This window comes from Aeromonas rivuli (genome assembly GCF_020149575.1).
Classification (GTDB): domain Bacteria; phylum Pseudomonadota; class Gammaproteobacteria; order Enterobacterales; family Aeromonadaceae; genus Aeromonas; species Aeromonas rivuli.
Genome location: NZ_CP079742.1, coordinates 3,467,466 through 3,492,182, shown reverse-complemented (window position 1 = coordinate 3,492,182; position 24,717 = coordinate 3,467,466). Strand labels below are relative to the sequence as shown.

17 protein-coding genes and 1 pseudogene are annotated in these 24,717 nt (G+C 60.0%); 12 read left to right on the top strand and 6 right to left on the bottom strand.

Annotated elements, in window-relative coordinates; all coding sequences use genetic code 11:
* Window positions 1-26 precede the first annotated feature (26 nt).
* The 5 genes from rplU (at window position 27) to KYK33_RS16025 (ending at window position 5,687) form a co-directional block, all read left to right on the top strand.
* Window positions 27-338, top strand: coding sequence for a 50S ribosomal protein L21 (gene rplU, locus KYK33_RS16045; protein WP_005304210.1), 312 nt, complete (start codon window positions 27-29; stop codon window positions 336-338).
* 19 nt (window positions 339-357) lie between these two features.
* Window positions 358-615 (top strand): 50S ribosomal protein L27, encoded by a 258-nt coding sequence (rpmA, locus tag KYK33_RS16040; protein WP_005911261.1) that lies wholly within the window; start codon window positions 358-360, stop codon window positions 613-615.
* 189 nt (window positions 616-804) lie between these two features.
* Window positions 805-2,007 carry an Obg family GTPase CgtA gene (gene cgtA, locus KYK33_RS16035; protein WP_042040958.1) on the top strand — a complete coding sequence of 401 codons (1,203 nt, stop codon included), beginning with the start codon at window positions 805-807 and terminating at the stop codon, window positions 2,005-2,007.
* Window positions 2,008-2,397: 390 nt separating this feature from the next.
* Window positions 2,398-3,768, top strand: a complete 1,371-nt coding sequence (locus KYK33_RS16030; RefSeq protein WP_224431171.1) for a YjiH family protein — start codon at window positions 2,398-2,400, stop codon at window positions 3,766-3,768.
* A gap of 242 nt (window positions 3,769-4,010) precedes the next feature.
* Window positions 4,011-5,687: an AMP-binding protein gene (locus KYK33_RS16025; protein ID WP_224431170.1), complete on the top strand. Its 1,677-nt coding sequence runs from the start codon at window positions 4,011-4,013 to the stop codon at window positions 5,685-5,687.
* Between the two features lie 45 nt (window positions 5,688-5,732).
* Here the strand turns inward: KYK33_RS16025 and KYK33_RS16020 are convergent, their stop codons facing one another.
* Complete coding sequence (locus KYK33_RS16020; RefSeq protein WP_224431169.1) at window positions 5,733-8,681, bottom strand: HD domain-containing phosphohydrolase; 2,949 nt, start codon at window positions 8,679-8,681, stop codon at window positions 5,733-5,735.
* Window positions 8,682-8,826: 145 nt separating this feature from the next.
* Here KYK33_RS16020 and KYK33_RS16015 point away from each other — a divergent pair, with 145 nt between their 5' ends.
* The 5 genes from KYK33_RS16015 (at window position 8,827) to KYK33_RS15995 (ending at window position 14,378) form a co-directional block, all read left to right on the top strand.
* Window positions 8,827-9,810 (top strand): MsnO8 family LLM class oxidoreductase, encoded by a 984-nt coding sequence (locus KYK33_RS16015; RefSeq protein ID WP_224431168.1) that lies wholly within the window; start codon window positions 8,827-8,829, stop codon window positions 9,808-9,810.
* Window positions 9,811-10,402: 592 nt separating this feature from the next.
* Window positions 10,403-11,599 carry a glycine betaine/L-proline ABC transporter ATP-binding protein ProV gene (gene proV, locus KYK33_RS16010; protein ID WP_042040954.1) on the top strand — a complete coding sequence of 399 codons (1,197 nt, stop codon included), beginning with the start codon at window positions 10,403-10,405 and terminating at the stop codon, window positions 11,597-11,599.
* On the top strand, window positions 11,596-12,750 hold the full coding sequence (gene proW, locus KYK33_RS16005; protein WP_224431167.1) for a glycine betaine/L-proline ABC transporter permease ProW: 1,155 nt from the start codon (window positions 11,596-11,598) through the stop codon (window positions 12,748-12,750). Before proV ends, proW begins: the two co-directional genes overlap by 4 nt.
* Window positions 12,747-13,718, top strand: coding sequence for a glycine betaine/L-proline ABC transporter substrate-binding protein ProX (gene proX / locus KYK33_RS16000; protein ID WP_224431166.1), 972 nt, complete (start codon window positions 12,747-12,749; stop codon window positions 13,716-13,718). Before proW ends, proX begins: the two co-directional genes overlap by 4 nt.
* A gap of 180 nt (window positions 13,719-13,898) precedes the next feature.
* The gene (locus KYK33_RS15995) at window positions 13,899-14,378 is read left to right on the top strand and encodes a 2TM domain-containing protein (protein WP_042040951.1); all 480 of its coding nucleotides are present in this window, start codon (window positions 13,899-13,901) and stop codon (window positions 14,376-14,378) included.
* Window positions 14,379-14,436: 58 nt separating this feature from the next.
* Here the strand turns inward: KYK33_RS15995 and KYK33_RS15990 are convergent, their stop codons facing one another.
* The 3 genes from KYK33_RS15990 to KYK33_RS15980 are packed head-to-tail and all read right to left on the bottom strand — an operon-like array spanning window position 14,437 to window position 18,767.
* On the bottom strand, window positions 14,437-15,195 hold the full coding sequence (locus KYK33_RS15990) for a phosphoadenylyl-sulfate reductase (RefSeq protein WP_224431165.1): 759 nt from the start codon (window positions 15,193-15,195) through the stop codon (window positions 14,437-14,439).
* 60 nt (window positions 15,196-15,255) lie between these two features.
* Complete coding sequence (gene cysI, locus KYK33_RS15985) at window positions 15,256-16,980, bottom strand: assimilatory sulfite reductase (NADPH) hemoprotein subunit (RefSeq protein WP_224431164.1); 1,725 nt, start codon at window positions 16,978-16,980, stop codon at window positions 15,256-15,258.
* Window positions 16,980-18,767, bottom strand: a complete 1,788-nt coding sequence (locus KYK33_RS15980; protein ID WP_224433035.1) for an assimilatory sulfite reductase (NADPH) flavoprotein subunit — start codon at window positions 18,765-18,767, stop codon at window positions 16,980-16,982. The genes cysI and KYK33_RS15980 overlap by 1 nt, the downstream gene beginning before the upstream one ends.
* A 205-nt stretch (window positions 18,768-18,972) precedes the next feature.
* Here KYK33_RS15980 and KYK33_RS15975 point away from each other — a divergent pair.
* A pseudogene (locus KYK33_RS15975) lies at window positions 18,973-19,763 on the top strand (PhzF family phenazine biosynthesis protein).
* A gap of 116 nt (window positions 19,764-19,879) precedes the next feature.
* On the opposite strand, the gene lysS reads toward KYK33_RS15975, so the two are convergent.
* The gene (gene lysS, locus KYK33_RS15970) at window positions 19,880-21,418 is read right to left on the bottom strand and encodes a lysine--tRNA ligase (protein ID WP_042040946.1); all 1,539 of its coding nucleotides are present in this window, start codon (window positions 21,416-21,418) and stop codon (window positions 19,880-19,882) included.
* Between the two features lie 18 nt (window positions 21,419-21,436).
* Window positions 21,437-22,535, bottom strand: a protein-coding gene (gene prfB / locus KYK33_RS15965; RefSeq protein ID WP_157013917.1) for a peptide chain release factor 2 whose coding sequence is annotated in 2 segments (ribosomal slippage) — window positions 21,437-22,459 and window positions 22,461-22,535 — 1,098 coding nt in all. Because the reading frame shifts where the segments join, the coding sequence is not laid out codon by codon here.
* A gap of 261 nt (window positions 22,536-22,796) precedes the next feature.
* Between prfB and KYK33_RS15960 the strand changes: the two genes are divergently transcribed.
* Window positions 22,797-24,668, top strand: coding sequence for a methyl-accepting chemotaxis protein (locus tag KYK33_RS15960; RefSeq protein ID WP_042041018.1), 1,872 nt, complete (start codon window positions 22,797-22,799; stop codon window positions 24,666-24,668).
* Window positions 24,669-24,717 lie beyond the last annotated feature (49 nt).

Below are 24,717 nucleotides of genomic sequence, written 5' to 3'. Positions count from 1 at the left end.
AGACTCGCCTTTACGGAGTTAATCAAATGTACGCGGTATTCCAAAGCGGCGGAAAACAACACCGTGTGGCCGAAGGTCAAATCGTTCGTCTTGAAAAGCTGAACGTTGAGACTGGCGCTACTATCGACTTCAATGAAGTTCTGATGGTTGCTGCAGGCGACACTTTTAAAGTAGGTGCTCCTTTCGTTGAAGGTGGCAAGGTTGTAGCTGAAGTTGTGGCTCACGGCCGTGGCGAGAAAGTGACTATCGTCAAGTTCCGTCGTCGTAAGCACCATCGTAAGCAAGCGGGCCACCGTCAGTGGTTCACTGAAGTCAAAATCACTGGCATCAGCGCTTAATTCGAGAGGAATCTGAAAAATGGCACATAAAAAAGCTGGCGGTTCATCCCGTAACGGTCGCGACTCAGAAGCCAAACGTCTCGGCGTCAAGCGCTTCGGCGGCGAAACTGTACTGGCTGGTAGCATCATCGTTCGTCAGCGTGGCACCAAGTTCCACCCTGGCACCAACGTTGGTCTGGGTACCGACCACACTTTGTTCGCTACTGCGACTGGTAAAGTGTTGTTCGAAGTTAAAGGTCCGCAGAATCGTAAGTACGTCAGCATCGTTGCTGAGTAATTACGGACCGCAAGGATCCGAAGCCCCGCCAACCTGGCGGGGCTTTTGTTTTTCTGAAAAGTTTGACGAAAAAACGGCACGCGGATGAGCTGGCGCTGACAGGCCTCATCGCCAAGATGCGTCTCGCCCGCAGGGGTCTGTACCACTATAATTGCGTATCGGTTTTTCGAATTAAGGTGACGGTTACCTATGAAGTTTGTTGATGAAGTCCAAATTCGAGTCGATGCCGGTGACGGTGGTAACGGTTGTGTGAGCTTTCGCCGTGAGAAATTCATCCCCAACGGTGGCCCTGATGGTGGCGACGGTGGTGATGGCGGCGACGTTTATCTGCTTGCCGATGAAAACCTGAATACCCTGATCGACTACCGTTTCGAGCGTTTCCACGCCGCCGAGCGTGGTGAGAATGGCCAGAGCGCCAACTGTACCGGTCGCCGTGGCAAGGATCTGACCCTGAAGGTGCCGGTCGGTACCCGTGCCAGCGATGAAGATACCGGCGAGCGGCTCGGTGACCTGACCCAGCATGGCCAAAAGCTGCTGGTCGCCAAGGGCGGTTTCCATGGTCTGGGCAACACGCGCTTCAAGAGCTCGGTCAACCGTGCCCCCTATCAGAAGAGCAACGGCACCGAGGGTGAAGTGCGTACCCTGAAGCTGGAACTGCTGCTGCTGGCTGACGTCGGTATGCTGGGCTTGCCCAATGCCGGTAAATCTACCTTCATTCGTGCCGTCTCTGCCGCCAAACCCAAGGTTGCCGATTACCCCTTCACCACCCTGGTGCCGAATCTGGGTGTGGTACGTGGTGAAAACTCCCGCTCCTTCGTGATCGCCGATATTCCGGGCCTGATCGAAGGTGCCGCCGAGGGCGCCGGTCTGGGTATTCGCTTCCTCAAGCACCTTGAGCGCTGCCGCGTGTTGATCCACCTGGTTGATATCTGTCCGGTTGATGAGTCCGATCCTGCCGAAAACGCGGTCACTATCGTCAAGGAGCTGGAGAAGTACAGCCCTGAGCTGGCGAGCAAGCCGCGTTGGTTGGTGTTCAACAAGATGGACTTGATCCTGGAAGAAGAAGCGGCCGAGGTGATGGAGCGCGTCAAGAGTGCGTTGGCCTACGAAGGCCCCGTCTACGAGATCTCCGCTATCAGCAAGCAAGGTACCAAGAAGGTCTGCTACGACATTCTGGATCTGCTCGATACCATGCCTCGTCAGCTGGAACAGGATGCCAAGGACGCCATCGAGAAGGTGGAGTTCAAGTGGGATGACTACCACAAGAACCAGCTGGCCCAGGCCGAAGCAGAGGCCGCAGCGGCTTCCCGCGCCTTCGATGAATCCCTCGGTGATGATGACTGGGATGAAGACGATGATGACGGCGTAGAAGTCATCTACGTGCGTGACTGATCACTCTTCAGATGGTTGAGATGAATACCGGAGTCCGGCAACGGACTCCGGTTTTTTTATGGGCGCTACTGTGGTTTTCATGGATCCGAAGCGTACCAGTAGATGTATTTGTGATGCCTGTTCTTGCCTGTCCTCGCCAGCTGGTTATACTGCGCACCTGAACGTAACCTGCTTGAAACAATATGCTAACACTGTGTCATGAATTGATATGCATATCTGTTTGGGGATGTTCTTATGGAAGCTTCGTCTGAAAAATACTTATGCTTAAAATTATGCATTAAAAGCTTGTTTGTGCATTTTTTTAGAGTATTCTTTCGCCCGTTTTGCTGGGCGGGGCATGAGTATGCAGGCGACCTGGCTAAGGAAAAGTAACATTAAGGCTGTAATCTCATGTTGGAAAAGACCCTCGAAGCTCCTGCGGTAAATACGCGCCGTAACTTGCTGATGTTCTTGATCCCGTCACTTATCGGGATCCTGCTGTTCATGACGCCTGTGCTCTATGACGGCAATATCACCATCCCCGTGGCTGTGCTGGCCAAGACGGTACAAGCGGTGTTCGCCGACTCCCTGGTGGCCGTGGTGTGCGCCTTGATCACCACGACCATGCTATTGACCCTGGTTGCCTGGCTGTTCAAGCCTGCGATCCTGGTACGTCGCCCCTTTCTCAATGCCCTGTTTAACGTGTCCCCTTTCTGGGCCATGGTGCGAGTACTGGGCGGCCTCTTCGCGTTGCTGACCTTCTTCGGAGTGGGCCCAGAGGCACTGCGTTCCGATGCGACCGGTGGTCTGGTGCTGCATGACCTGTTGCCCGTGCTGTTCTCGGTGTTTATCTTCGCCGGCCTGCTGTTGCCGCTGCTGCTGGATTTTGGTCTGCTGGAATTTGTCGGCACCCTGATGACCCGCATCATGCGTCCGGTATTCCGTCTGCCGGGGCGCTCCGCAGTCGACTGCTTCGCCTCCTGGCTCGGCGATGGCAGCGTGGGCATCCTGCTGACCAGCAAGCAGTATGAAGGCAAGTTCTACACCCAGCGAGAAGCCGCCGTCATCGGCACCACCTTCTCGGCCGTTTCCATTACCTTCTGCCTGGTGGTCATCTCGCAAGTCAGGCTCGAGCATATGTTCGTGCCCTTCTATCTGACCGTCTGTCTGGCCGGTGTGGTGGCTGCCATCATAGTACCGCGTCTGCCGCCGCTCTCCTGGAAGAAGGATGTCTATGCCGATGGCACTCCGCTGTGCCGCAAGCAGGAGGCGGTGCCCCACGAACACAGTCTGGTGAGCTATGGCTTCGAGCGTGCCCTCAAGAAAGCCGATAGCGTGACTGACCTTGGTGCCGTGGCGCGTGAGGGGGTGAAGAACGCCCTGGACATGGTGTTTGGCGTGCTGCCGGTGGTGATGGCGATCGGCACCTGTGCCCTGCTGCTGGCCGAACATACGCCCGTGTTTAACTGGCTGGGTGCTCCCTTCATACCGCTGCTTGAGCTGTTGCAGCTGCCGGAGGCCGAAGCCGCTTCCAAGACCATAGTGGTCGGTTTCGCGGACATGTTCATCCCGGCGATCCTGGCGTCCAGCATAGAGAGCGAGATGACCCGCTTCGTCATCGCCGCCATGTCGGTGACTCAGCTTATCTATATGTCGGAAGTAGGTGCTCTGCTGCTTGGCAGCAAGATCCCGGTCAAGCTGTGGGAGCTGTTTGTGGTCTTCCTGCTGCGTACCCTGGTGACCCTGCCGGTCATTGCCGCCATGGCTCATCTGTTGTTCTGAACCAGCGTGTTGGTAAAAAACGGCTAAAAAAACGGACAGTCCCTTGGCTGTCCGTTTTTTATATATATTTTCTGCCGATCTGTGATCGAACTGGCCTTTTGCAATCGCAGCGGCCACTCAGGCTGCTGTTCGACCAAAGTGGGCTTTGTAATTTCATAATCTTACATTAACGTAACATTCGTCATCGCGATGTTGCCAGCCGAGCCGTAGGCCAGTCGTTCCCCTTATGGCAAGGAGCCCTCATGCCCGCACCGCTCAGCTATCGCGTCGGCCCGACCGATGCCCCCCTGCTTGATCAGACCATAGGTGACTACCTGCTAGGGATAGTCGAACGCTTCCCGGACCGGCCCGCCGTGGTGGTGCGCCATCAACAGATCCGCTGGAACTGGCGTGAATACGCGCAGCAGATAGATCGCCTGGCCAAGGGGTTGCTGGCCATCGGCATACAGCCCGGTGACAGGGTCGGTATCTGGTCTCCCAATAACATCGAGTGGTGCCTGGTGCAGTTTGCTACCGCGCGCATCGGCGCCATCATGGTCTGTATCAATCCGGCCTATCGCCGCGAGGAGCTGGCCTTTGCCATCAACAATGTGGGCTGCAAGGCATTGATCTGCGCCAGCCGATTCAAGGGCAGCGACTATCTTGCCATCCTGGCCGAGCTGGCCCCTGAGTTGGACAGTTCAGCGCCCGGCTCTCTCAAGGCGGCCGCCTTGCCGAGTCTGGCCTGGGTGGTGCGCCTGGGGGAGGATAAGAGCCCGGGCATGCTCAACTTCGACGCCCTGCTCACCCTGGGCGATGAACAGGATGCTTGCGCTCTGCAAAGAGTATCTGCCGGGCTCAAGGCCTCGGATCCCATCAATATCCAGTTCACCTCGGGCACCACGGGCAGCCCGAAAGGCGCGACCCTGAGCCACAACAACATACTCAACAATGGTCTGCTGGTTGCCGCCGGCATGGGACTGACCGAGCACGACAGGCTCTGCATCCCTGTGCCCCTCTATCACTGCTTCGGCATGGTGCTCGGCAACCTGGTCTGTCTGAGTGTGGGGGCCTGCGCGCTCTTCCCCAGTGAGGCGTTCGACCCCGCCATCACCTTGCAGATGGTCAGTGAGGAGCGTTGTACCGCCTTGCATGGGGTGCCAACCATGTTCATCGCCGAGCTGGAGCTTGCGAACTTCGCCGAGTTCGATCTCGGCTCCCTGCGTACCGGCATCATGGCCGGGGCCATCTGCCCGGAGCCATTGATGTTGCGGGTGCAGACCCTGATGCACATGACCGAGGTGACCATCGCCTATGGTCAGACAGAGTGCAGTCCCATCAATCACATGACGGCGGTGGATTGCCCCCTCGACAAGCGAGTCACCACGGTCGGACGGGCTATCGGCCATACCGAGATAAAGTTGGTCGACCCCAGCGGTGAGACGGTGCCCATAGGGGAGAAGGGGGAGATCTGCTGCCGTGGCTACAACGTCATGAGCGGTTATTGGCAGGATCCGGCCAAGACGGTCGCCACGATAGATGGCGAGGGCTGGCTGCACTCCGGCGACATAGGGGTCATGGATAGCGAAGGCTATGTGCAGATCGTGGGGCGCAGCAAGGAGCTGATCATCCGGGGTGGCGAGAACATCTATCCCCGGGAAGTGGAGGAGCGGCTCTATGATCACCCTGCGGTACAGGATGCCGCCGTGTTTGGCATCGACAGCGATCGCTATGGCGAGGAGGTCTGTGCCTGGATCAAGCTCAGGCCCGGCTGTGATGCCGATGAAGAGGAGATTAAACACTTCCTGTCGGCCCGCATCGCCTACTTCAAGGTGCCACGCTATATCCGTTTCGTGGATGAGTATCCCATGACGGTCACCGGCAAACTGCAGAAGTTTCGCATGAAGGAGTTGATGAGTGCCGAACTTGCCCCTCACTAGTCACGGGGGGCCGTCCCAGGGCGGATAGCCCGGCGACCTGTTGTGTCAGCCAGGGGGAGGGCGCTTGCTGGTCTGCCGGGAAGGCTTGAGATCCCGGGACCTGAGGAGCGAGGCAGGCTCACTCGGCCCCGGATTGGAGAAGGCAGCCAGATTGACCTGATCGCATTGCGTCTCGTCCAGGAAGCGCTGGCCATATTGTTGCCAGATACGGCTGCGCAGAAAGAGGGAGAAGAGATCCGGGTCAATGTGACCCTCATTGGCCATCTGGCTCATGATGGCAAGGGACTGGCTGAGACTCTTGCCTGACTTGTAGGGACGGTCGCTCGCGGTCAGCGCTTCGAAGATGTCGGCGATGGCCATGATGCGGGCCGGTATGCTCATCTGCGCCCGGTTCAGCCCCCTCGGATAACCGCTGCCATCGATCTTTTCGTGATGGCCACCCGCTATCTCTGGCACCTGTTTCAGGTGGCGGGGGAAGGGCAACCGTTCCAGCATCCTGATGGTCTGGATGATGTGTTCATTTATCTTGTAGCGCTCCTCCTCGCTCAGGGTGCCCCGTCGAATGCCGAGATTGTGGAGCTCGCCGCGATCATAGAGGCACTCGGGTACCTTCACCTTGAAGCCCCAGGGATTGTCAGCCTCCAGTCTATCGTGGTCGGGGCGGGGGATCCTGTGCTCGGGCTTGTCGGCCAGCAAGGATTCGCGGCAGGGCAGGGGAAGTGGGGCCCTGCCATGGCGTTTGAACTCCTCGACGCCAATGCCAAGCCGGTCATCCAGAGTGCGTAGCCAGCTGCGACTGGCAATCCGTTGCAACTGCTCGAGCCGCTCGGGTGCCATCCACTCACCGCCCTGATTGCACTCGGCCACGAAGGCAAACTCGGCATCGAGCTCTGCCCAGGCCGGGGCCACGGCCGTGCGGGCGAGGCTGCACTGCTGCTCTGACAGCTGTTCACTCAGGGCTGCGATGTGGGCATCGCGCTTGAGCACCTCGAAGCGGGTGCGGATCTCGTGGATGCGGTCGTAGAGGGTTTCCAGCTTGGTTGCCTTGTCGACCACGAACTCGGGGGTGGTCACCTTGCCACAGTCGTGCAGCCAGCTGGCGATGTGGATGGCTTCCCACTCCTGGGCATTGGGACGGAAATCGGCAAAGGGGCCATGGCGCTCTGCGCTCGCGGCTTCGGCCAGCAGCCGGGTCAGCTCGGGGACGCGCTGGCAGTGGCCGCCCGTGTAAGGGCTCTTGGCATCGATGGCGCCGGCGATGAGCTCGATGAAGGACTCCAATAACTGCTTTTGCTCCGCGAGCAGGCGCTGATTTTCGATGGCCGAGGCCGAGGTGCCGGCCAGTGCCTCGATCAGACTGATGCGAGCCGCCAGTTCATCAGGGGAGCAGGGGGGTAACAAGATCTGCAGACACCCGGTCACTTCCTGGTTGTGACTGAGCAAGGGTTCGGCTACCAGCTGTCCTGGGCCCGGATAATCCCCCCAGCCACTCAGATGGCGATGCCATATCCCGCTCTCCAGGGCCAGACTCACCCGCTCGCCCCGCAAGACGGGGCGCAGCAGGGGATCACCATCGAACCGCTGCAGAAGTTGACCCTGCCAGAAGGCCCTGACGGGCCGCAATTGCCCGGACTCGACCAGATAGAGGGCTCCCCCGATCGCCCCCGCTGCGGATATGGTCTCACTGAGCACCAATTTGAACAGTGCATCCATGTCGTGCTCGGCGCCAAGGGCTCTGCCCATGTTCATGAAGTTGCCCAGGGTCAGGCGCATGCCTGACATGGTGCGGGAGAGATCCTCTATCTCCTGAATGGAGGAGTGGGTATGTTCACCTTCGCTAAAGTCGAAATGCTGAATACGTTCGGCCTCTCGGGTCAGGGCTAGCAGGGGGGTGGCCGTGCGTCTGGCCGCAAACCAGATGATAGGCAGCATGAGCAACAAGGCCAGCAGGGCATTGCCGAGATTGTGCAAGGCCTGACGCTTGGCATCCGCAAACAGGCGTTCGCTACTGATGAGCAGCCCGAGGTAGTAGGACGATCCCTCTCCGACTGGAGAGAGGTTGACCTGCCACTCCCCCCGTTCTGGATCGTCGAGGGTCAGGGCGTGGCGGCCATTGAGCAGTTCGGGGTCGGCGCTCAGCCGGCGCTGCAACAGGGTAAAGACGGGATCGCTCAGGGTCGAGATCTTGGGGAGAACTCGCAGTCTGTCGTAGCCGGGTAGCTGGGCCGGATCCGTGGCCAGCAGGGTGGCATGACGATCGAACAGTACCAGCTGGGTTCCCTCCTGCTGCATCTTGCCGATGAGTGCCGAGATGCGCTCGACACTGGCATCGATGCCGATCACCGCTTTGCGATCCTGGCTGGCCATCGCCAGTGTGATGCCTGGCTCCTTGGTGGTGAAAAAGAGATAGGGGGCTGTGCTGGTGATGCCATTGTGGTGAAGCGCCTGCTGATACCAGAGCCTGGCGCGGGGATCGAACTGGTAGTCGGGGATGGGCTGGCGGGCAATCAACTGCTGGCGGGCATCATAGTAGAGGTAGTCGCCTTGGCCTCTGGCGAGGCTCTGCACCAGAATGTTGCTGCCTTCTGGCAGTGAACCCAGCTGCGCCTTGACTCGCTCGGTCAGGGTTCGCACCAGAAAGAAGTCACCGTTGTCATAGCCGACATAGATGGCGCCATAACCGTGGTTGCTGGCCAGTACTTCGATGAGCTGGGGCAAAAATGTCAGTCGCGCCTCCAGATCGTCTGCCTGCATCAGTGAACCGGCCCTGAGTAGCTTGAGACTGGTTCGGGCGGGACGTTCGTTGAGCTGCAATGCGAGGGCCAACCGCTCCCTATATTGCTGAAAATTTTGATATTCGTGTGCCATGCCCTGAGCACGATGCTGTGCGAATTGCTGCAGTATCAAGAGGGCACCGAACAGACAGAACAGGCCGATAAACAGAGTGGCTATATGCACATAGAAAGGGCGGCGTTGTGAGCCGGATTGCCTCATGGTCCAGATCCTTGTGATGGCCACTCATCCATGGTTGGCCAGCAATGAGTGTGGCTCATGGCATCGAGATCGCCAGTGATGGATGATTGTGTCTCATTCAGAGCTAGTGATAGAGTGGGGGTTTTCTCATCCACAGGAGTGAGTCATGGGTGTTCCCTATTCGGTACTGGATCTGGTGCCTGTCCCCGTCGGTTCCCGCCCCGCCGATTCTTTCCGTCGCTCCCTTGAGTTGGCCCAGCAGGCCGAGGCCTGGGGTTATCACCGCTATTGGCTGGCCGAACATCACAACATGCCGGGGATCGCCAGTGCGGCCACCTCGGTGCTGATTGGTCATCTGGCGGCGGGTACTCATACCCTGCGCCTGGGCGCCGGTGGCATCATGTTGTCCAATCACTCTCCTCTGGTGATCGCCGAGCAGTTTGGCACCCTGGAATCCCTCTATCCGGGCAGGATCGATCTGGGTCTTGGCCGGGCACCAGGTTCGGATCAGCGCACCATGCAGGCCCTGCGCCGTCAGCGGATCGGTGAGGTGGATGATTTCCCCGCCGATGTGGCAGAGTTGATGGCCTATTTCGGTGATGAGCCGGGCCCGGTACGCGCCGTGCCGGGGCTGGGGCTCAAACTGCCGGTCTGGCTGCTCGGCTCCAGCCTTTACAGCGCCCAGTTGGCGGCGGCCATGGGGTTGCCGTTCGGCTTTGCTTCCCATTTTGCCCCGGCCCTGTTGTCGCAAGCGCTGGAGATCTATCGCAGCCAGTACCGCCCCTCGGTGCGTTGGCCCAAGCCCTATGCCGTGGTCTGCGTCAATCTGATTGCCGCCGAGAGCACGGCCGAGGCCCGCTTTCTGCTGAGCACAGTACAGCAGCAGTTTTTGCGGCTCTATCGGGGAGATGCCGGGGAATTGCCGGCGCCGGTCGAGGAGCTGACCGGTTGGGCACCCCATGAGCTGGTGGCCATGGAGAAGACGCTGTCTCGCTCCCTGGTGGGTGATAAAGCGGCCATTCGTCATGGTATTCAGGCATTGCTGGCCGAAACTCAGGCCGATGAACTCATGTTCAATGGCCCCATTTTCGATCATCAGGCCCGCTTGCACTCCTTCGCCCTGGGTGCCGAGGTAATGCGCTCGCTCTGATGGCCCGCAAACCCGGTGTACAGACACCGGGTTTTCACTCGCGATTGACAGACCTCCCCACCCTTTTTATCCCCTTCCGACCTTCTGACCTTCGGTCTCATTCTTGCCATCCACGGCACGTCATCTCATTGGTTTCGGCAACCATTCATATGTTCGACGTTTCTGGCATTTAGCGGCAACTTTGCCGATTTTTATCAATTTATCCTGACTTTCATCCCTATTTCCTCCTGCTTTTTTCTGCCCATTGCTGGCTCTGCCTGCTTCGGTGTCGGCTGATCAGGCCCTCCTGTTGCAGTGGTGGAAAAGAGGCATCTGTTCCAGGAATTTGATGCTCTGAGGCTCAAGCATTAAATTTAGTTTAGAACATTAAATAATATTATGGTCAAAAGCTTCTGGCTTGGTGCCTCAACCTGATAATGGAAATTGTTATTATCGTATTTTCTGGTTTTAAATCAGTTATTTGGTTTATGGTTGTGGGTTGGTGGCTGTTATTTAGCCTTTGAATTCACTCAAAAATTGTTTAGTGTATAAAGTGAATTTCACCATGGCCATGCCATGGCGATGGAGTTTTAATCAATTAGAAAAGGGCAACATGACAGTCAAACTGGAAGTAAAGACCCTGTATAAGATCTTTGGAGAGCAGCCTGACAAGGCGTTCAAGTTATTGGAAGAGGGTGATGATCGTGCCGGTATCTTGCAAAAGACTGGGCAGACCCTCGGTGTGCATGATGTGAATCTGCAGATCCATGAAGGAGAGATCTTCGTGGTGATGGGGTTGTCGGGATCTGGCAAATCCACCCTGGTACGCCTGCTCAACCGGCTGATAGAGCCGACCCGAGGACAGGTGTTGATCGATGGCGAAGACATCGCCGTCATCTCGGATGAGGCGTTGCGTCAGGTGCGCCGAAAGAAGATCAGCATGGTGTTCCAATCCTTCGCCTTGATGCCGCACCTGACGGTATTGGACAACGCCGCTTTTGGTCTGGAGCTGGCTGGGGTATCCCAGGACGATCGTCATCGCAGTGCCCGTCAGGCGCTGGCTCAGGTAGGTTTGGACAAGTGGGCGGACGCCTATCCTGACGCTCTGTCCGGTGGCATGAAGCAGCGGGTCGGCCTGGCCCGCGCCTTGGCCAATGACCCCGATATCCTGTTGATGGATGAGGCGTTTTCCGCGCTAGACCCCCTCATTCGCACCGAGATGCAGGACGAGCTGCTCAAGCTGCAAGCCAATCACCAGCGCACCATCGTCTTCATCTCCCACGATCTGGACGAGGCGATGCGCATCGGCGATCGCATCGCCATCATGCAGGATGGCCAGGTGATCCAGGTCGGCACCCCGGATGAGATCCTGAGTCAGCCAGCCAACGATTATGTGCGTGCCTTCTTTCGCGGCGTGGATCTCGCCAATGTGTTCAGCGCCCGTGACATCGCCAGCCGCAAACAGACCCCGCTCATCAAGAAACACATCACGGATGGCCCGGCCAACGCCCTGCGTCAGCTCAAGGAGCAGGAGCGGGAGTTTGGTTATGTGATCGATCGCAGCCGACACTTCGTCGGTGTCGTCTCTCTCGATTCCCTTGCCTGTGCCGTGGCGAGCAAGGGCAGCCTGGATCAGGCCCTGCTCGAGGAGGTGAGCCCCTTGCTGGCGGATACCCCCTTGCATGAACTGATCAGTCAGGTGGCAGCCGCACCCTGTCAGGTGCCGGTGATCGAAGAGGATGGTACTTACCTGGGGCTTATCTCCAAGGCCAATCTGCTCAATACCCTGGACAGGAGTACCCCGGCATGAAGCATCTGTTATCCCTCTGCCTGGCGACCCTGTTGCTGGCCGCACACCCAGCCTGGGCCGACGAAGCCCCTGGCGCCGCTCCGGATCCCTGGGCCGAAACCCCGACGACGCAAGCCGAGGCGGATCCCTGGGGCAGCACTACCCAGACCGCGGTCGCCAGCAACGATTGGCAGAACCAGATAGCCGTGGCCGATGAAAAGCCGGCGCTGGATCTGCTGGATCCTTTCCAGCAGGCCTGGTTGCCCCTCGATGTCTGGGTTGAAGAGGGGATCGGTGTCCTGGTGACCCACTTCAGACCCCTGTTCCAGGTGATTCGTGCACCGGTCGAGGTGACCCTCAATGCCTTGACCCAGGCGCTGCAGAGCGTGCCTTCCGCCCTGATGGTGGGCCTCTTGACCCTGATCGCCTGGCAGCTGGTCAGTGGGCGCATGGCACTTGGCACCCTGGGTTCCCTCATCGGGATTGGCCTCATCGGGGCCTGGTCCGATGCCATGGTCACCCTGGCCCTGGTGATGACCTCCCTGCTGTTTTGCATGTTGCTCGGTCTGCCTGCCGGCATCTTGCTGGCCCGTAGCGAGCGGGCCACCGCCTGGACCCGGCCCCTGCTCGATGCCATGCAGACCACGCCAGCCTTCGTCTACCTGATCCCCATCGTCATGCTGTTTGGCATAGGCAACGTGCCAGGGGTGGTGGTGACCATCATTTTCGCCCTGCCACCCATGATCCGGCTGACCATACTCGGCATTCGCCAGGTACCGGCGGATCTCATCGAGGCGGGTCACTCATTTGGTGCCAGCCCACGGCAACTGCTGTTCAAGGTACAACTGCCGCTGGCCATGCCGACCATCATGGCCGGGGTCAACCAGTCGCTGATGCTCTCCCTCTCCATGGTGGTGATCGCCTCCATGATTGCGGTGGGCGGGCTGGGCCAGATGGTCCTGCGCGGCATAGGCCGTCTCGACATGGGCATGGCCTCGGTCGGCGGGCTCGGCATAGTGCTGCTGGCCATAGTGCTCGACCGTCTCACCCAGGCCATGGGCCAATCCAGCGCCGAGCGTACCGGTCGCTGGTATCAGCGAGGCCCCGTCGGCCTGCTGCTCGCCCCGTTCGGGCGCCATCATCAGAATCACACCAAAGGAGAAATACTATGAGAGCCATCACCAAGGGATTGACCCTGGCAAGCCTGTTACTGAGCACCACCGCCATGGCCAGCGTCCCGGTGCAACCCATTCAGAGCAGCGTACCGGAGGAGGCATTTCAGACCCTGCTGGTGAGCAAGCTGCTCGGCGAGCTTGGCTATGACGTCAAACCCGCCAAAGAGGCGGATTACAACGTGGGCTATGCCTCGGTCGCCAGCGGCGATGCGACCTTCCTCGCGTTCAACTGGGATCCGCTGCACAAGGACAAATACGAAAAAGCGGGCGGTGACACCAAGTTCTATCGTGAAGGCACCTATGTGACGGGGGCGGCCCAGGGCTACCTCATCGACAAGCTGACCGCCGACAAGTACGGCATCACCAATATCGCGCAACTGAAGGATCCCAAGCTGGCCGCCCTGTTTGACAGTGACGGCGATGGCAAGGCCGACTTGGCCGGTTGCAATCCGGGCTGGGGCTGTGAGGGGGTGATCAATCATCAACTCAAGGCGTTTGACCTGGACAAGACGGTGACTCACCAGCAGGGCAACTATGCGGCCATCATTGCCGACACCATTACCCGCTACAAGGAGCACAAGCCGGTGTTCTATTACACCTGGACCCCATACTGGGTCAGTGGCGATCTGATCCCGGGCAAGGATGTGGTCTGGCTGGAAGTGCCCTTCACCGCGCTGCCGGATGGCCGCGATGGCGACACCAAGCTGGCCAATGGCAAGAACTATGGCTTCGAGATGAACACCATGCACATAGTGGCCAACCGCGTCTTCGCCGAGGCCAATCCGTCGGCAGCCAAACTGTTTGACGAGATGAAGTTGCCCATCAACGACATCAACGTCCAGAACAGCCTGATGAAGCAGGGTCAGAACAAGCCCGCCGACATAGAGCGGCACGCCGATGCCTGGATCAAGGGGCATGATAGCCTGGTCAAGCAGTGGCTGACGGAGGCTCGCGCCGCCAAATAGGTGTCAGCAGTCTGTCATCCGATCACGCCCGGCTCTTGAGCCGGGCGTTTTTATTTGTGCAACTTATTCTATAAGATGTTGATCTAAAAAGGCTGTCGCGCAGATGTCGGGTCGCTGTCGTCAAGGATTACTGCCAGGCCGGGTACGCTTGCTCTCGTCAATACCACAAGGAGTTCATCGATGATTGTCAGGAAGTTGAGATTGCAGCGCGGCTGGTCACAGGATCAATTGGCTACCATGTCGGGGCTGAGCGTCCGCACAGTGCAACGGATAGAGCGGGGGCAGGCCCCCGGCCTCGAATCCCTCAAGGCCCTGGCCGCCGTCTTCGAACTCGATATCAGTCAACTGCAGGAGAGCGAGATGAGGGAAACAAGCATGGAGACGGGATCCGGGGTGTCGCTGGAAGAGCGCGAGGCGATGAAGTTTGTCGAGGATCTCAAGGGATTCTACGGCCACCTCATCAGCTATGGGCTGGTGATCAGCCTGCTGTGGGTCATCAATCTGGTGACCAGCCCGGGGCATATCTGGGCCTGGTGGCCCATGCTGGGCTGGGGCATAGGTCTGACGGCTCACGCCTTCAATCTGTTCAAGCTGCCCAAGTGGCTCGGCCCCGACTGGGAGCGGCGCCAGATAGAGAAGCGACTCGGCCGCAAGTTGTGAGCCGAATATGAAGAGGCCCGGCATGATCCGGGCCTTTTTTCATGGGGTAAACCGGTGCTCAGATCCCGGAGCCGTCGTTCTCGCCGCTCTCTTCGTGCAGGCCGCACTCTCGCTTGAGGCCGAAGAAGCGGGTCTGCTCCTCGCTCATGCCCGGCTCCCACTTGGCGGTGGTGTGGACATCGCCCACCGAGAGATATCCCTGTTCCCACAGGGGGTGGTAGGGCAGGTCGAACTCCTTGAAGTAATAGAAGACGTCCTTGTTGCTCCAGTCGATCACCGGCAGGAACTTGAAACGGCCGCGCTGGATGGCCAGCACCGGCAAGTTGCCACGGCTGTCGGACTGCTCCCGGCGCAGACCGGAGAACCAGGTTTGCGCGCCGAGATCCCGCAGCGCCCTGTCCATGGGCTCGACCTTGTTGAGCTGGTTGTAGCGGGTGATCCCCTCCACTCCCTGCTCCCACAGCAGGCCGAAACGGGCCTCCTGCCAGGCAGGGGACAGCTCGGAGCGGTAGATCTTGAGATTGAGCTTGAGCCGCTCGCTCAGTTCGTCGATGAAGCGGTACGTCTCGGGGAAGAGGTAGCCGGTATCGGTCAGCACCACGGGCACGTCACCTTGCTCGCGACTCACCAGGTGCAGCATCAATGCGGCCTGAATGCCGAAGCTGGAAGAGAGGATGTGCTGTCCTGGCAGATTGGCCAGGGCCCAGCGCACCCGCTCGGGGGCGCTCATGGCCTCCAGCTCACGGTTGTGGGGGGCCAGGGCGGCGACCTGCTCCTCTTTGGAGAGGTTGAGCAATAGGGTCAGATCCAGTGTCATCTCAGTGTCTCGCTCTGTGAAGAAAAGCGGGCGCCGCGGCAATGCGGGGCGCCCTTGGGATCAGGCGGCGTAGAAGTCCACGGCCGAGTTGACCACGGGGGCGACGATGGCGGCGCGGATCACGAAGTCACCGAAGCATTCACCCGGGTTGCGCTCCTTGGCCCAGCGGCCGATAAGGGCATCCAGTTCGGCCAGGATCTGCGGCTCAGTGATGTTCTCCTGATACATGCGCGGGATCCGGGTCCCTTCCAGATTGCCGCCCAAGTAGAGGTTGTAGCGACCGGGGGCCTTGCCCACCAGTCCCACCTCCGCCAGCATGGCGCGCCCGCAACCATTCGGGCAGCCGGTGACCCGGAAGATGATGGCGTCATCGGCCAGGCCGTGCTTGCCGAGCAAGGCTTCGATGTCGGTGACGAAGGCGGGCAGCATGCGTTCGGCTTCCGCCATCGCCAGCGGGCAGGTGGGCAGGGCCACGCAGGCCATGGACTGCTTGCGCTGCTCGCTCACCCCATCGTCCAGCAGGCCGTATTGGCGAGCCAGGGCTTCGATCCGTGACTTCTCGCTGGCGGGCACCCCGGCGATGATCAGGTTCTGGTTGGCGGTCAGGCGGAAATCCCCCTGATGCACGCGGGAAATCTCCAGCATCCCGGTCTTGAGCGGCTTGCCCGGGAAGTCCAGCAGGCGGCCATTCTCGATAAAGAGGGTGAGGTGGTGCTTGCCGTCTATGCCCTCAACCCAACCGAAGCGATCCCCACGGCTGGTGAACTCATAGGGGCGACTGTCGGCGAAGGTGATGCCGGCGCGGCGCTCCACCTCGGCCTTGAAGGCCGCCACACCCACTCGTTCGAGGGTGTATTTGGTCTTGGCGTTCTTGCGGTTGACTCTGTTGCCCCAGTCGCGCTGGGTGCTGACCACGGCGGCCGCCACCTCCAGCACGTGGGAGAGCGGGATAAAGCCGAAGTCGCTCGCCTTGCGTGGATAGGTGCTGGTGTCGCCGTGGGTCATGGCCAGTCCGCCACCGACCAGCACGTTGAAGCCCACCAGCTTGCCGCCTTCGGCAATGGCCACGAAGTTGAGATCGTTGGCGTGCACATCGATGTCGTTGTGGGGCGGGATCACCACTGTGGTCTTGAACTTGCGCGGCAGATAATTGGAGCCGAGGATGGGTTCCTCATCGTCGCCGAGCTTCTCGCCATCGAGCCAGATCTCCACATAGGCGCGGGTCTTGGGCAGCAGGTGCTCGGAGATCTGCTTGGCCCACTCGTAGGCCTCCTGGTGCAGCTCGGATTCGACCGGGTTGCTGGTGCAGAGCACGTTGCGGTTCACATCCCCGGCGGTGGCGATGGAGTCGATGCCGGTGCTGTTGAGGGTCTGGTGCATCAGCTTGATGTCGCGCTTGAGCACCCCGTGGAACTGGAAGGTCTGACGGGTGGTGAGGCGAATGCTGCCATACAGGCTGTGATCTTCGGCGAACTTGTCGATCACCTGCCACTGGGCCGGGGTGATGATGCCACCGGGCAGACGGGCACGCAGCATGACGTTGTGCAGCGGCTCAAGCTTCTGGGCGGTGCGTTCCGGACGAATGTCGCGGTCATCTTGCTGGTACATGCCATGGAAGCGGATCAGCTGGAAGTTGTCGCCGTTGAAGCCGCCGGTCAGGGGATCCTGCAAATCCTGCTCTATGGTGCCGCGCAGGAAGTTGCTCTCGCGCTTGAGCCGCTCGTTGTCGGACAGCGGCCCTGCAACCGGCCCCGCTTCTTGTGTTGAGATTGTTTGCTTGCTCATCAGTAGACATCCCTTTGGTAACGTTTGGCACGACGCAATTCGCTCAAATACTCTTCTGCTTCTTCACGGCTCTTGTGGCCATGTTGGGCAATCACATCCAGCAGGGCTTCCTGCACATCCTTGGCCATGTGGTTGGCATCGCCACACACATAGAAGTGGGCACCCGCCTCAAGCCAGGAGAACAACTCTGCACCCTGTTCACGCAATCTGTCTTGCACATAAATCTTGCTGGCCTGATCCCGGCTGAAAGCCAGGGAGATGTTCGACAGCAGACCGCTCTTCACATAACGCTGCCACTCCAGCTGATAGAGGAAATCCTGGGTGAAGTGGGGGTTGCCGAAGAAGAGCCAGTTTTTGCCCGAGGCTCCGATGGCATCACGCTCTTGCAAGAAGGCGCGGAACGGCGCTATGCCGGTGCCCGGGCCCACCATGATGACGGGGGTAGCGGGGTTGGCGGGCAGGCGGAAGTTGTCGTTGTGCTCAACGAAGACCCGTACCTCGGCATCCTCATCCAGCCGATCGGCCAGATAGGAGGAGGCGGCGCCACTGCGCAGGGTGCCATCTTGCTGGGGATAACGGACCACGGCGACGGTGAGGTGCACCTCCTCCTCGACTTCGCTCATGGCGGAGGCGATGGAGTAGAGGCGAGGGGTGAGCGGACGCAGCAGGCCGACCAGCTGTTCCACGCTCAAGGGGGTCGGGAAGCGCTTGAGCACATCGACGACCTGGGCGCTGGCGACCAGGGCGTTGAGCTGAGTCTTGTCACCGGCGATGTCGTGCAGTGCCGCATCGTTGGAGATGGCGGCCAGACCCGTGATAAAGCCGCCATGCAAGCGGGTCAGCTCGAAGTTGCGGGTCAGAGCCGCACGCAGGCTGCCCTGCTCGGTCGGCTCCTCGCCGGACAGGCTGGCCAGGGCCAGCAGTTCGTCCACCAGCGCGGCCTCGTTATCGAACCAGACGCCGAGGGCATCACCGGGTTGATAAGTGATGCCGGACTCTTCGAGGCTTATCTCGATGTGGCGGATATCTTTGGTCGAATCACGGCCGGTGACCTTCTGATTCACAGACAGCCGGGCCGGGAAGGGGTTGGCTTTATCATATTGACGGTGACCGACCGCGCTCTTGACGGCACCGGCCACCGAGCCGACCGGCCCCGCATTCAGGGTCGCGGCGACTGCCGCCAGCGCCTGTTCTGTCCAGGCCTTGGCACCCGCTTCGTAATCCACATCCAGACCGGCCAGGGGCGCGATACGTTCAGCCCCGGCCTGAGCCAGCCAGCCATCGAAATCCTGGCCGGTCTTGCAGAAGAACTCATAGGAGCTGTCCCCCAGCCCCAGTACGGCAAACTTGACGCCATCGAGCTTGCCGAGCTTGCCCTTCTTGAGCTGCTCGTGGAGATCGACCGCAGGCTCGGGCGGCTCGCCCTCGCCATAGGTGCTGACGACGATCAGCAGGTGGCTCTCTTTCTTGAGCTGCTTGGGCTTGTAGTCGGCCATGGAGATCAGCGTGGTGGGTAATCCCTGTGCCTGGGCCTGTTTCTCGATGGCACTGGCCACCCCTTTGGCATTGCCGGTCTGGGAGCCGTACAAGATAGTCAGGCTGCCACCGGCGCTGGCGTGCAGGGCAGGCGCCGCACTGACAGCGCCACCGGCCTGGACCAGACCATAGAGATAACCGCTGACCCAGGTCAGCTGCTGGCTGTTGAGCGTGCCCAGGGCCTGGGTTAGCTGGCGCTGCTGCTCATCGGAGAGGGGAGTTATGTTGGTCAAAGAGTCCGTCAATTGCATCACACAGGTCTTCCATGGTCTGAATTTTGGTCAGATTAAGGGTTGGCATGAATAACAACAAAGAATAAAAATGTCTTTTTTATTCGATTGAGGCATTAAAAAGTGTGAAATCTCCCTTGCAGATCCCTGCCCACAGGAAGGCATGTCTGGGGGAGGGCGATCTTTGTTAGAGTCAGTGTCTTCCATCTGTCTGCCTGGAGCCCCGATGATCCGTCTGTTTCACGTCAATGCCTTCGCTCATGCCCCTTTCACCGGCAACCCCGCCATGGTGGTGCTGAGTCAGGGGCTTGACGAGGCCACCATGCAGCGCATGGCCGCCGAGTTCTGTCTCTCCGAGACCGCCTTCCTGGAGGCCATCACAGGGGATCACTATCGACTGCGCTGGTTCACGCCGCAGCTTGAAGTGGATTTGTGCGGCCACGGCACCCTGGCGGCGGCTCATGTGATCTGGGCGCTGGGCTTGGCTCTCCCTGCCCAGCCACTGCGCTTCGATACCCGCAGTGGCTTGCTGACGGCGGTGCAGGCGGAGGGGGGGATCCGGCTCGATTTCCCTGCCATCGCGATGGCGCCGCTGACGCTGGACGCCGCTTACGGTCAGGCCCTCGGGGTCAACCCTCGTCACTGCCTGGCCGCAGGGGCCAAATTTGTGCTCGAACTAGTGAGGCCGAGGTGCGTGCCATCAAAGCCGATTTTCAGGCCCTGCGCGCCCTGCCGGGACGGGGACTCATCGTCACCGCCCCCGCGGAGGATCCGGCGATAGATTTCGTGTCCCGCTACTTTGCCCCCTGGGTCGGGGTGGAGGAAGATCCGGTCACCGGCTCCAACCACTGCGCCCTGGCGCCCTTCTGGGGCAAGCGTCTGGGCAAAACGGAGCTCAGGGCCTATCAGGCTTCAGGGCGGGGTGGAGAGTTGTTACTGCGGCTGGCAGGTGACAGGGTGCAGATGACGGGGCGGGCGCTGACCCTGAGCCGGGGTGAGTGGTTGCTGCCAGGGTGACAAGCCTCAGGCTCAGTGGCTGAGCAAGAGATAGGCTGATCCAACCCATAAAAAACGCCCCGCAGTTGCGGGGCGTTTCGTTGCGCTCAAGGGGCAGGTCAAGCCTGCCAGAGTGCTTATTTCTGTTGCGGGCGCAGGGCCGGGAACAGGATGACGTCGCGGATGGTGTGGCTGTTGGTGAACAGCATCACCAGGCGGTCGATACCTATGCCCTGACCGGCGGTCGGCGGCAGGCCGTGTTCCAGCGCGGTCACGAAGTCGGCGTCGTAGAACATGGCTTCGTCGTCACCCGCTTCTTTCTGGTTGACCTGATCCTGGAAGCGCTTGGCCTGATCTTCCGCATCGTTGAGCTCGGAGAAGCCGTTAGCCAGCTCGCGGCCGCCGATGAAGAACTCGAAGCGATCGGTCACGTCCGGGTTGGCGTCGTTGCGACGGGCCAGCGGGGAGACGGCGGCCGGGTACTCGGTGATGAAGGTCGGTTGCAGCAGCATGTGTTCCACCGTCTCTTCGAAGATGGCGGTGATCACGTGGCCCAGTTCCCAGCCCTTCATCAGCTCGATGTGCAGACGCTTGGCGACGGCCTTGGCGCTCTCCAGGGTGGCGAGATCTTCCAGGGTGACGCCCTCGGCGTACTTCAGGATGGAGTCCACCATGGTGAGGCGCTGGAACGGCTGACCGAAATCGATGGTCAGGCCCTCTTCACCCTCTTTGGCGTAACGGATCTGGGTGTCACCCAGGATGTCCTGGGCCAGGGTGCGCAGCAGCTCCTCGGTCAGGTCCATCAGATCGATGTAGTCGGCATAGGCCATGTAGAACTCGATCATGGTGAACTCGGGGTTGTGACGCACCGAGATCCCTTCGTTACGGAAGTTGCGGTTGATCTCGTAGACGCGCTCGAACCCACCGACCACCAGCCGCTTCAGATAGAGCTCGGGGGCGATACGCAGGTACATGTCGATGTCCAGCGCGTTGTGGTGGGTGACGAAGGGACGCGCGGAGGCACCACCCGGGATGACCTGCATCATGGGGGTTTCCACTTCCATGAAGCGCTTCTCGTTGAAGAACTTGCGGATGCCGGAGACCACCTGGGTGCGGATCATGAAGGTCTTGCGGGACTCTTCGTTGGCGATCAGATCCAGATAACGCTGACGGCAGCGCGCCTCCTGATCGGTCAGGCCCTTGTGCTTCTCGGGCAGCGGACGCAGTGCCTTGGTCAGCAGACGAATGGTGGAGACATGCACCGACAACTCGCCAGTCTGGGTCTTGAACAGGGTGCCTTCCACGCCGACGATGTCGCCCAGATCCCACTTCTTGAACTGTTCGTTGTAGAAGCCTTCCGGCAGATCGTCACGGGTCACGTAGATCTGGATCTTGCCCGCCATGTCTTGCAGGGTGGCGAAGGAGGCCTTGCCCATGATGCGGCGGGTCATGATACGACCGGCGATCGACACCCGTTTACCCAGGGCAGTCAGCTCATCGCTGCTCTTGTCGTCGAATTCGGCGTGCAGATCACCGGAGAGGCTGTCACGACGAAAATCGTTGGGGAAGGGGTTGCCCTGGGCGCGCAGGGCGGCCAGCTTGGAGCGACGCTCGGTCATCTCGTTGTTCAGTTCGAGCTGGTTCTCGACTGCCGGAGTGGTGCTTTGTTCAGACATGGTGATTCCTGCTGCGTGTTACAGACCTGATTTCAGGCTGGCTTCGATAAACTTGTCCAGGTCGCCGTCGAGCACCGCTTGGGTGTTACGGGTCTCGACGCCGGTGCGCAGATCCTTGATACGAGCATCATCGAGCACGTAAGAGCGGATCTGGCTGCCCCAGCCGATGTCGGACTTGGTCTCTTCCAGGGCTTGTTTCTCGGCATTCTGCTTCTGAATTTCCAGCTCGTAGAGCTTGGCTTTCAGCTGCTTCATACACTGATCTTTGTTCTTGTGCTGGGAACGGTCGTTCTGGCACTGCACCACCACCCCGGTCGGGATGTGGGTGATCCGCACCGCAGACTCGGTCCGGTTGACGTGCTGACCACCGGCGCCCGAGGCGCGATAGACGTCGATGCGCAGGTCGGCCGGGTTGATGTCGATCTCAATGTCGTCATCGATCTCCGGGTAGACGAACACCGAACAGAACGAGGTGTGGCGGCGGCCACCGGAGTCGAACGGCGATTTACGGACCAGACGGTGCACGCCGGTCTCGGTGCGCAGCCAGCCGAACGCATACTCGCCGGTGAACTTGACGGTGGCGGACTTGATGCCGGCCACGTCGCCGTCAGAGAGCTCGATCAGCTCCGGCTTGTAGCCGTGGGCGTCGCCCCAGCGCAGGTACATGCGCAGCACCATGTTGGCCCAGTCCTGGGCCTCGGTACCGCCCGAGCCGGACTGGATATCGATGTAGCAGTCGGAGCCGTCGTGCTGACCGGAGAACATGCGGCGGAACTCGAGATCCACCAGCTTGGCTTCCAGCACATCCGCTTCGGCCACGGCTTCGTTGAAGGTCTCTTCATCTTCCCCTTCGACGGCCAGGCTGACCAGCATCTCGACGTCCTCAGCACCTTGTGTCAAGACGTCTATGGTAGTGACCACGTTTTCGAGCGACACGCGCTCCTTGCCCAGCGCCTGTGCGCGCTCGGGTTCATTCCAGACGTCGGGCTGTTCCAGCTCGGCGTTGACCTCTTCTAGACGCTCTTTCTTGGCGTCATAGTCAAAGGTACCCCCTAAGAAGCTCGGTCCTCTCAGACAGCTCCTTAAGCTTGTTTAATACAGGATTGACTTCAAACATCGTGAAAACTCTCGGGGTCGATGTGATTTAAAAACGGGATATTCTAGCCAATTGTGGAAGGAATAAACAGGGTTGCCCGCCCCTCGTGGGACTTGATGGGGCAATTAGTGGTGCATTTTTGCCCATGGGGGTGAAAATTTTAGCGGCACAGGCAGATAAAGGTTCAGATTTTCCCCAGCGCGCCGCTATTAACGTCTGCAAGACAAAGATGTCGACGGCATTAATGGGCACTCTCTCTTCCTGACATAAGAAGCACACATGATGAAAAACCTCTCACTCAAGCAGAAGATACTGTTATCTGTGGTGATCGCTCTCTCCCTGGTGATCCTGCTGCTCTCCTGGCAGAGCTATACCAGCCAGAAGTCCCTGTTGCTGCAAGGCAGTCAGGAACAGGTGCAGCGCTTGGGTAACCAGCAAGCACAGAGTGTCAGCGACTGGCTGAGTGCCCGCCGCGACGTGATCCAGGCACTGGGCAACAAGGCAAGCAGCGAGCCCCTCAATGCCCTGCAGCAGGCCCAGGTCTCCGGCCGTTTCCAGCTCACCTATTTTGGTGAGGGCAATGGCAAGATGAATGACTCGGATCCCTCCATCAACCGCGACGGCTATGACCCTCGCTCCCGTGGCTGGTATCAGGAGGCCATGAGCAAGGGCGGCCTCATCGTCACCAAGCCTTATCTGGACGTGGCTTACAACATTCTGGTGGTCACCCTGGCGCAACCCGCCCAGGGCGGCGTGGTCGGCGGCGATCTCTCCATCGCCGCGCTGGTCGATGACGTTACCAAGATGACCCTGCCGGCAGACGGTTTTGCCATCATGATGCACAAGGACGGCACCGTCATCGCCTACAAGGATGCCGCCAAGGCGATGAAGCCGGCCACCGAGATCGACAACGACTTGACCAATGCCCTGATCGATCAGAGCAAGTCGAGCCAGAGCCTGGTGCCTGCCTACTTTGATAACGAGGGGCGCGACAAGTTGCTGCTGGCGGTGGACGTGCCCGATACCGATTGGGAGCTGGTGCTGGTGCTGGACAAGGCCACCCTGGAGGCGCCGCTCTCCTCCTTGCTGATGACCCAGCTCGCCATGGCGCTGGTGGTGCTGGTGGGCAGCATCCTCGCCATCTCCTGGCTGGTCAGTCTGCTGCTTGGCCCCCTGGCCAAGGTCTCCCAGGCCCTGGCCCGCATCGCCGACGGTAATGGCGATCTGACCCAGCGCATCAAGATAGATGCCAATGATGAGGTGGGTCAGCTGGCCAACAGCTTCAACCGCTTCGTCGGCAGCCAGCATCAGCTGATCGGCCATATCCGCAATCTGGCCCATGAGCTGAATGCCGACGCCGAGCGCAGTCTGGTGACCAGCCAGGCCGCCGTGGAAGAGCTGCAGCGTCAACAGCAGGAGGTGACCATGGTCGCCACCGCCGTCACCGAGATGGCGAGCGCCACCATGGAGATCGCCGGCAACGCCGAGAACACCGCCTCTGCGGCCCAGCAGTCGGCCCAGAGCAGTGAACAGGGCAAGCAGCTCGTGAACCAGACCCGTCAATCCATCAACAGCCTGGCCAGTGAAGTGGGGCAGGCGACCGAAGTGATTGGCGAGCTGAGCCGCCACGCTCAGGCCATCTCCGGCATTCTCTCCACCATCCAGGGCATTGCCGAGCAGACCAACCTGCTGGCGCTCAATGCCGCCATCGAAGCGGCCCGTGCCGGTGAGCAGGGTCGCGGTTTCGCCGTGGTGGCGGACGAGGTGCGGGTGTTGTCCCGCCGCACCCAGGACTCCACCCAGGAGATCCAGTCCACCATCGAGACCCTGCAAAAGACCACGGCCCGTGCGGTGAGCCTGATGCAGACCAGTCAGGGGCTGGCGGACAACAGCGTGCAGGATGCCGATGCCGCCGCCGCCGCCCTGGAGGAGATCACCCAGGCGGTCTCCCTCATCTCCGACATGGCGGGCCAGATCGCCACCGCCGCCGAGGAGCAGACTCAGGTGACTGGCGAAATCACCCAGAACACCACGGCCATCAAGGATGTGAGTGACGAGATCACCGCCTCCGCCATGCGCGACCTGGATCAGGCCCATGGCCTCAAGGGTCGGGCCACGGATCTGAGCAAACAGGTGTCGACCTTTATCCTGTAGCGAGGCAGGGTTGGTCCAGTGAGCTGACCCCTGTCGCCAGCGCCATGAA

Coding starts and splice junctions, on each gene's coding strand:
- proV (WP_042040954.1), top strand. CDS start 10,403: ATGACAGTCAAACTGGAAGTAAAGACCCTGTATAAGATCTTTGGAGAG.
- proX (WP_224431166.1), top strand. CDS start 12,747: ATGAGAGCCATCACCAAGGGATTGACCCTGGCAAGCCTGTTACTGAGC.
- rpmA (WP_005911261.1), top strand. CDS start 358: ATGGCACATAAAAAAGCTGGCGGTTCATCCCGTAACGGTCGCGACTCA.
- cysI (WP_224431164.1), bottom strand. CDS start 16,980: ATGAGCAAGCAAACAATCTCAACACAAGAAGCGGGGCCGGTTGCAGGG.
- rplU (WP_005304210.1), top strand. CDS start 27: ATGTACGCGGTATTCCAAAGCGGCGGAAAACAACACCGTGTGGCCGAA.
- KYK33_RS16030 (WP_224431171.1), top strand. CDS start 2,398: ATGTTGGAAAAGACCCTCGAAGCTCCTGCGGTAAATACGCGCCGTAAC.
- KYK33_RS16015 (WP_224431168.1), top strand. CDS start 8,827: ATGGGTGTTCCCTATTCGGTACTGGATCTGGTGCCTGTCCCCGTCGGT.
- KYK33_RS15960 (WP_042041018.1), top strand. CDS start 22,797: ATGAAAAACCTCTCACTCAAGCAGAAGATACTGTTATCTGTGGTGATC.
- proW (WP_224431167.1), top strand. CDS start 11,596: ATGAAGCATCTGTTATCCCTCTGCCTGGCGACCCTGTTGCTGGCCGCA.
- KYK33_RS16020 (WP_224431169.1), bottom strand. CDS start 8,681: ATGAGGCAATCCGGCTCACAACGCCGCCCTTTCTATGTGCATATAGCC.
- lysS (WP_042040946.1), bottom strand. CDS start 21,418: ATGTCTGAACAAAGCACCACTCCGGCAGTCGAGAACCAGCTCGAACTG.
- KYK33_RS15980 (WP_224433035.1), bottom strand. CDS start 18,767: ATGCAATTGACGGACTCTTTGACCAACATAACTCCCCTCTCCGATGAG.
- KYK33_RS16025 (WP_224431170.1), top strand. CDS start 4,011: ATGCCCGCACCGCTCAGCTATCGCGTCGGCCCGACCGATGCCCCCCTG.
- KYK33_RS15995 (WP_042040951.1), top strand. CDS start 13,899: ATGATTGTCAGGAAGTTGAGATTGCAGCGCGGCTGGTCACAGGATCAA.
- KYK33_RS15990 (WP_224431165.1), bottom strand. CDS start 15,195: ATGACACTGGATCTGACCCTATTGCTCAACCTCTCCAAAGAGGAGCAG.
- cgtA (WP_042040958.1), top strand. CDS start 805: ATGAAGTTTGTTGATGAAGTCCAAATTCGAGTCGATGCCGGTGACGGT.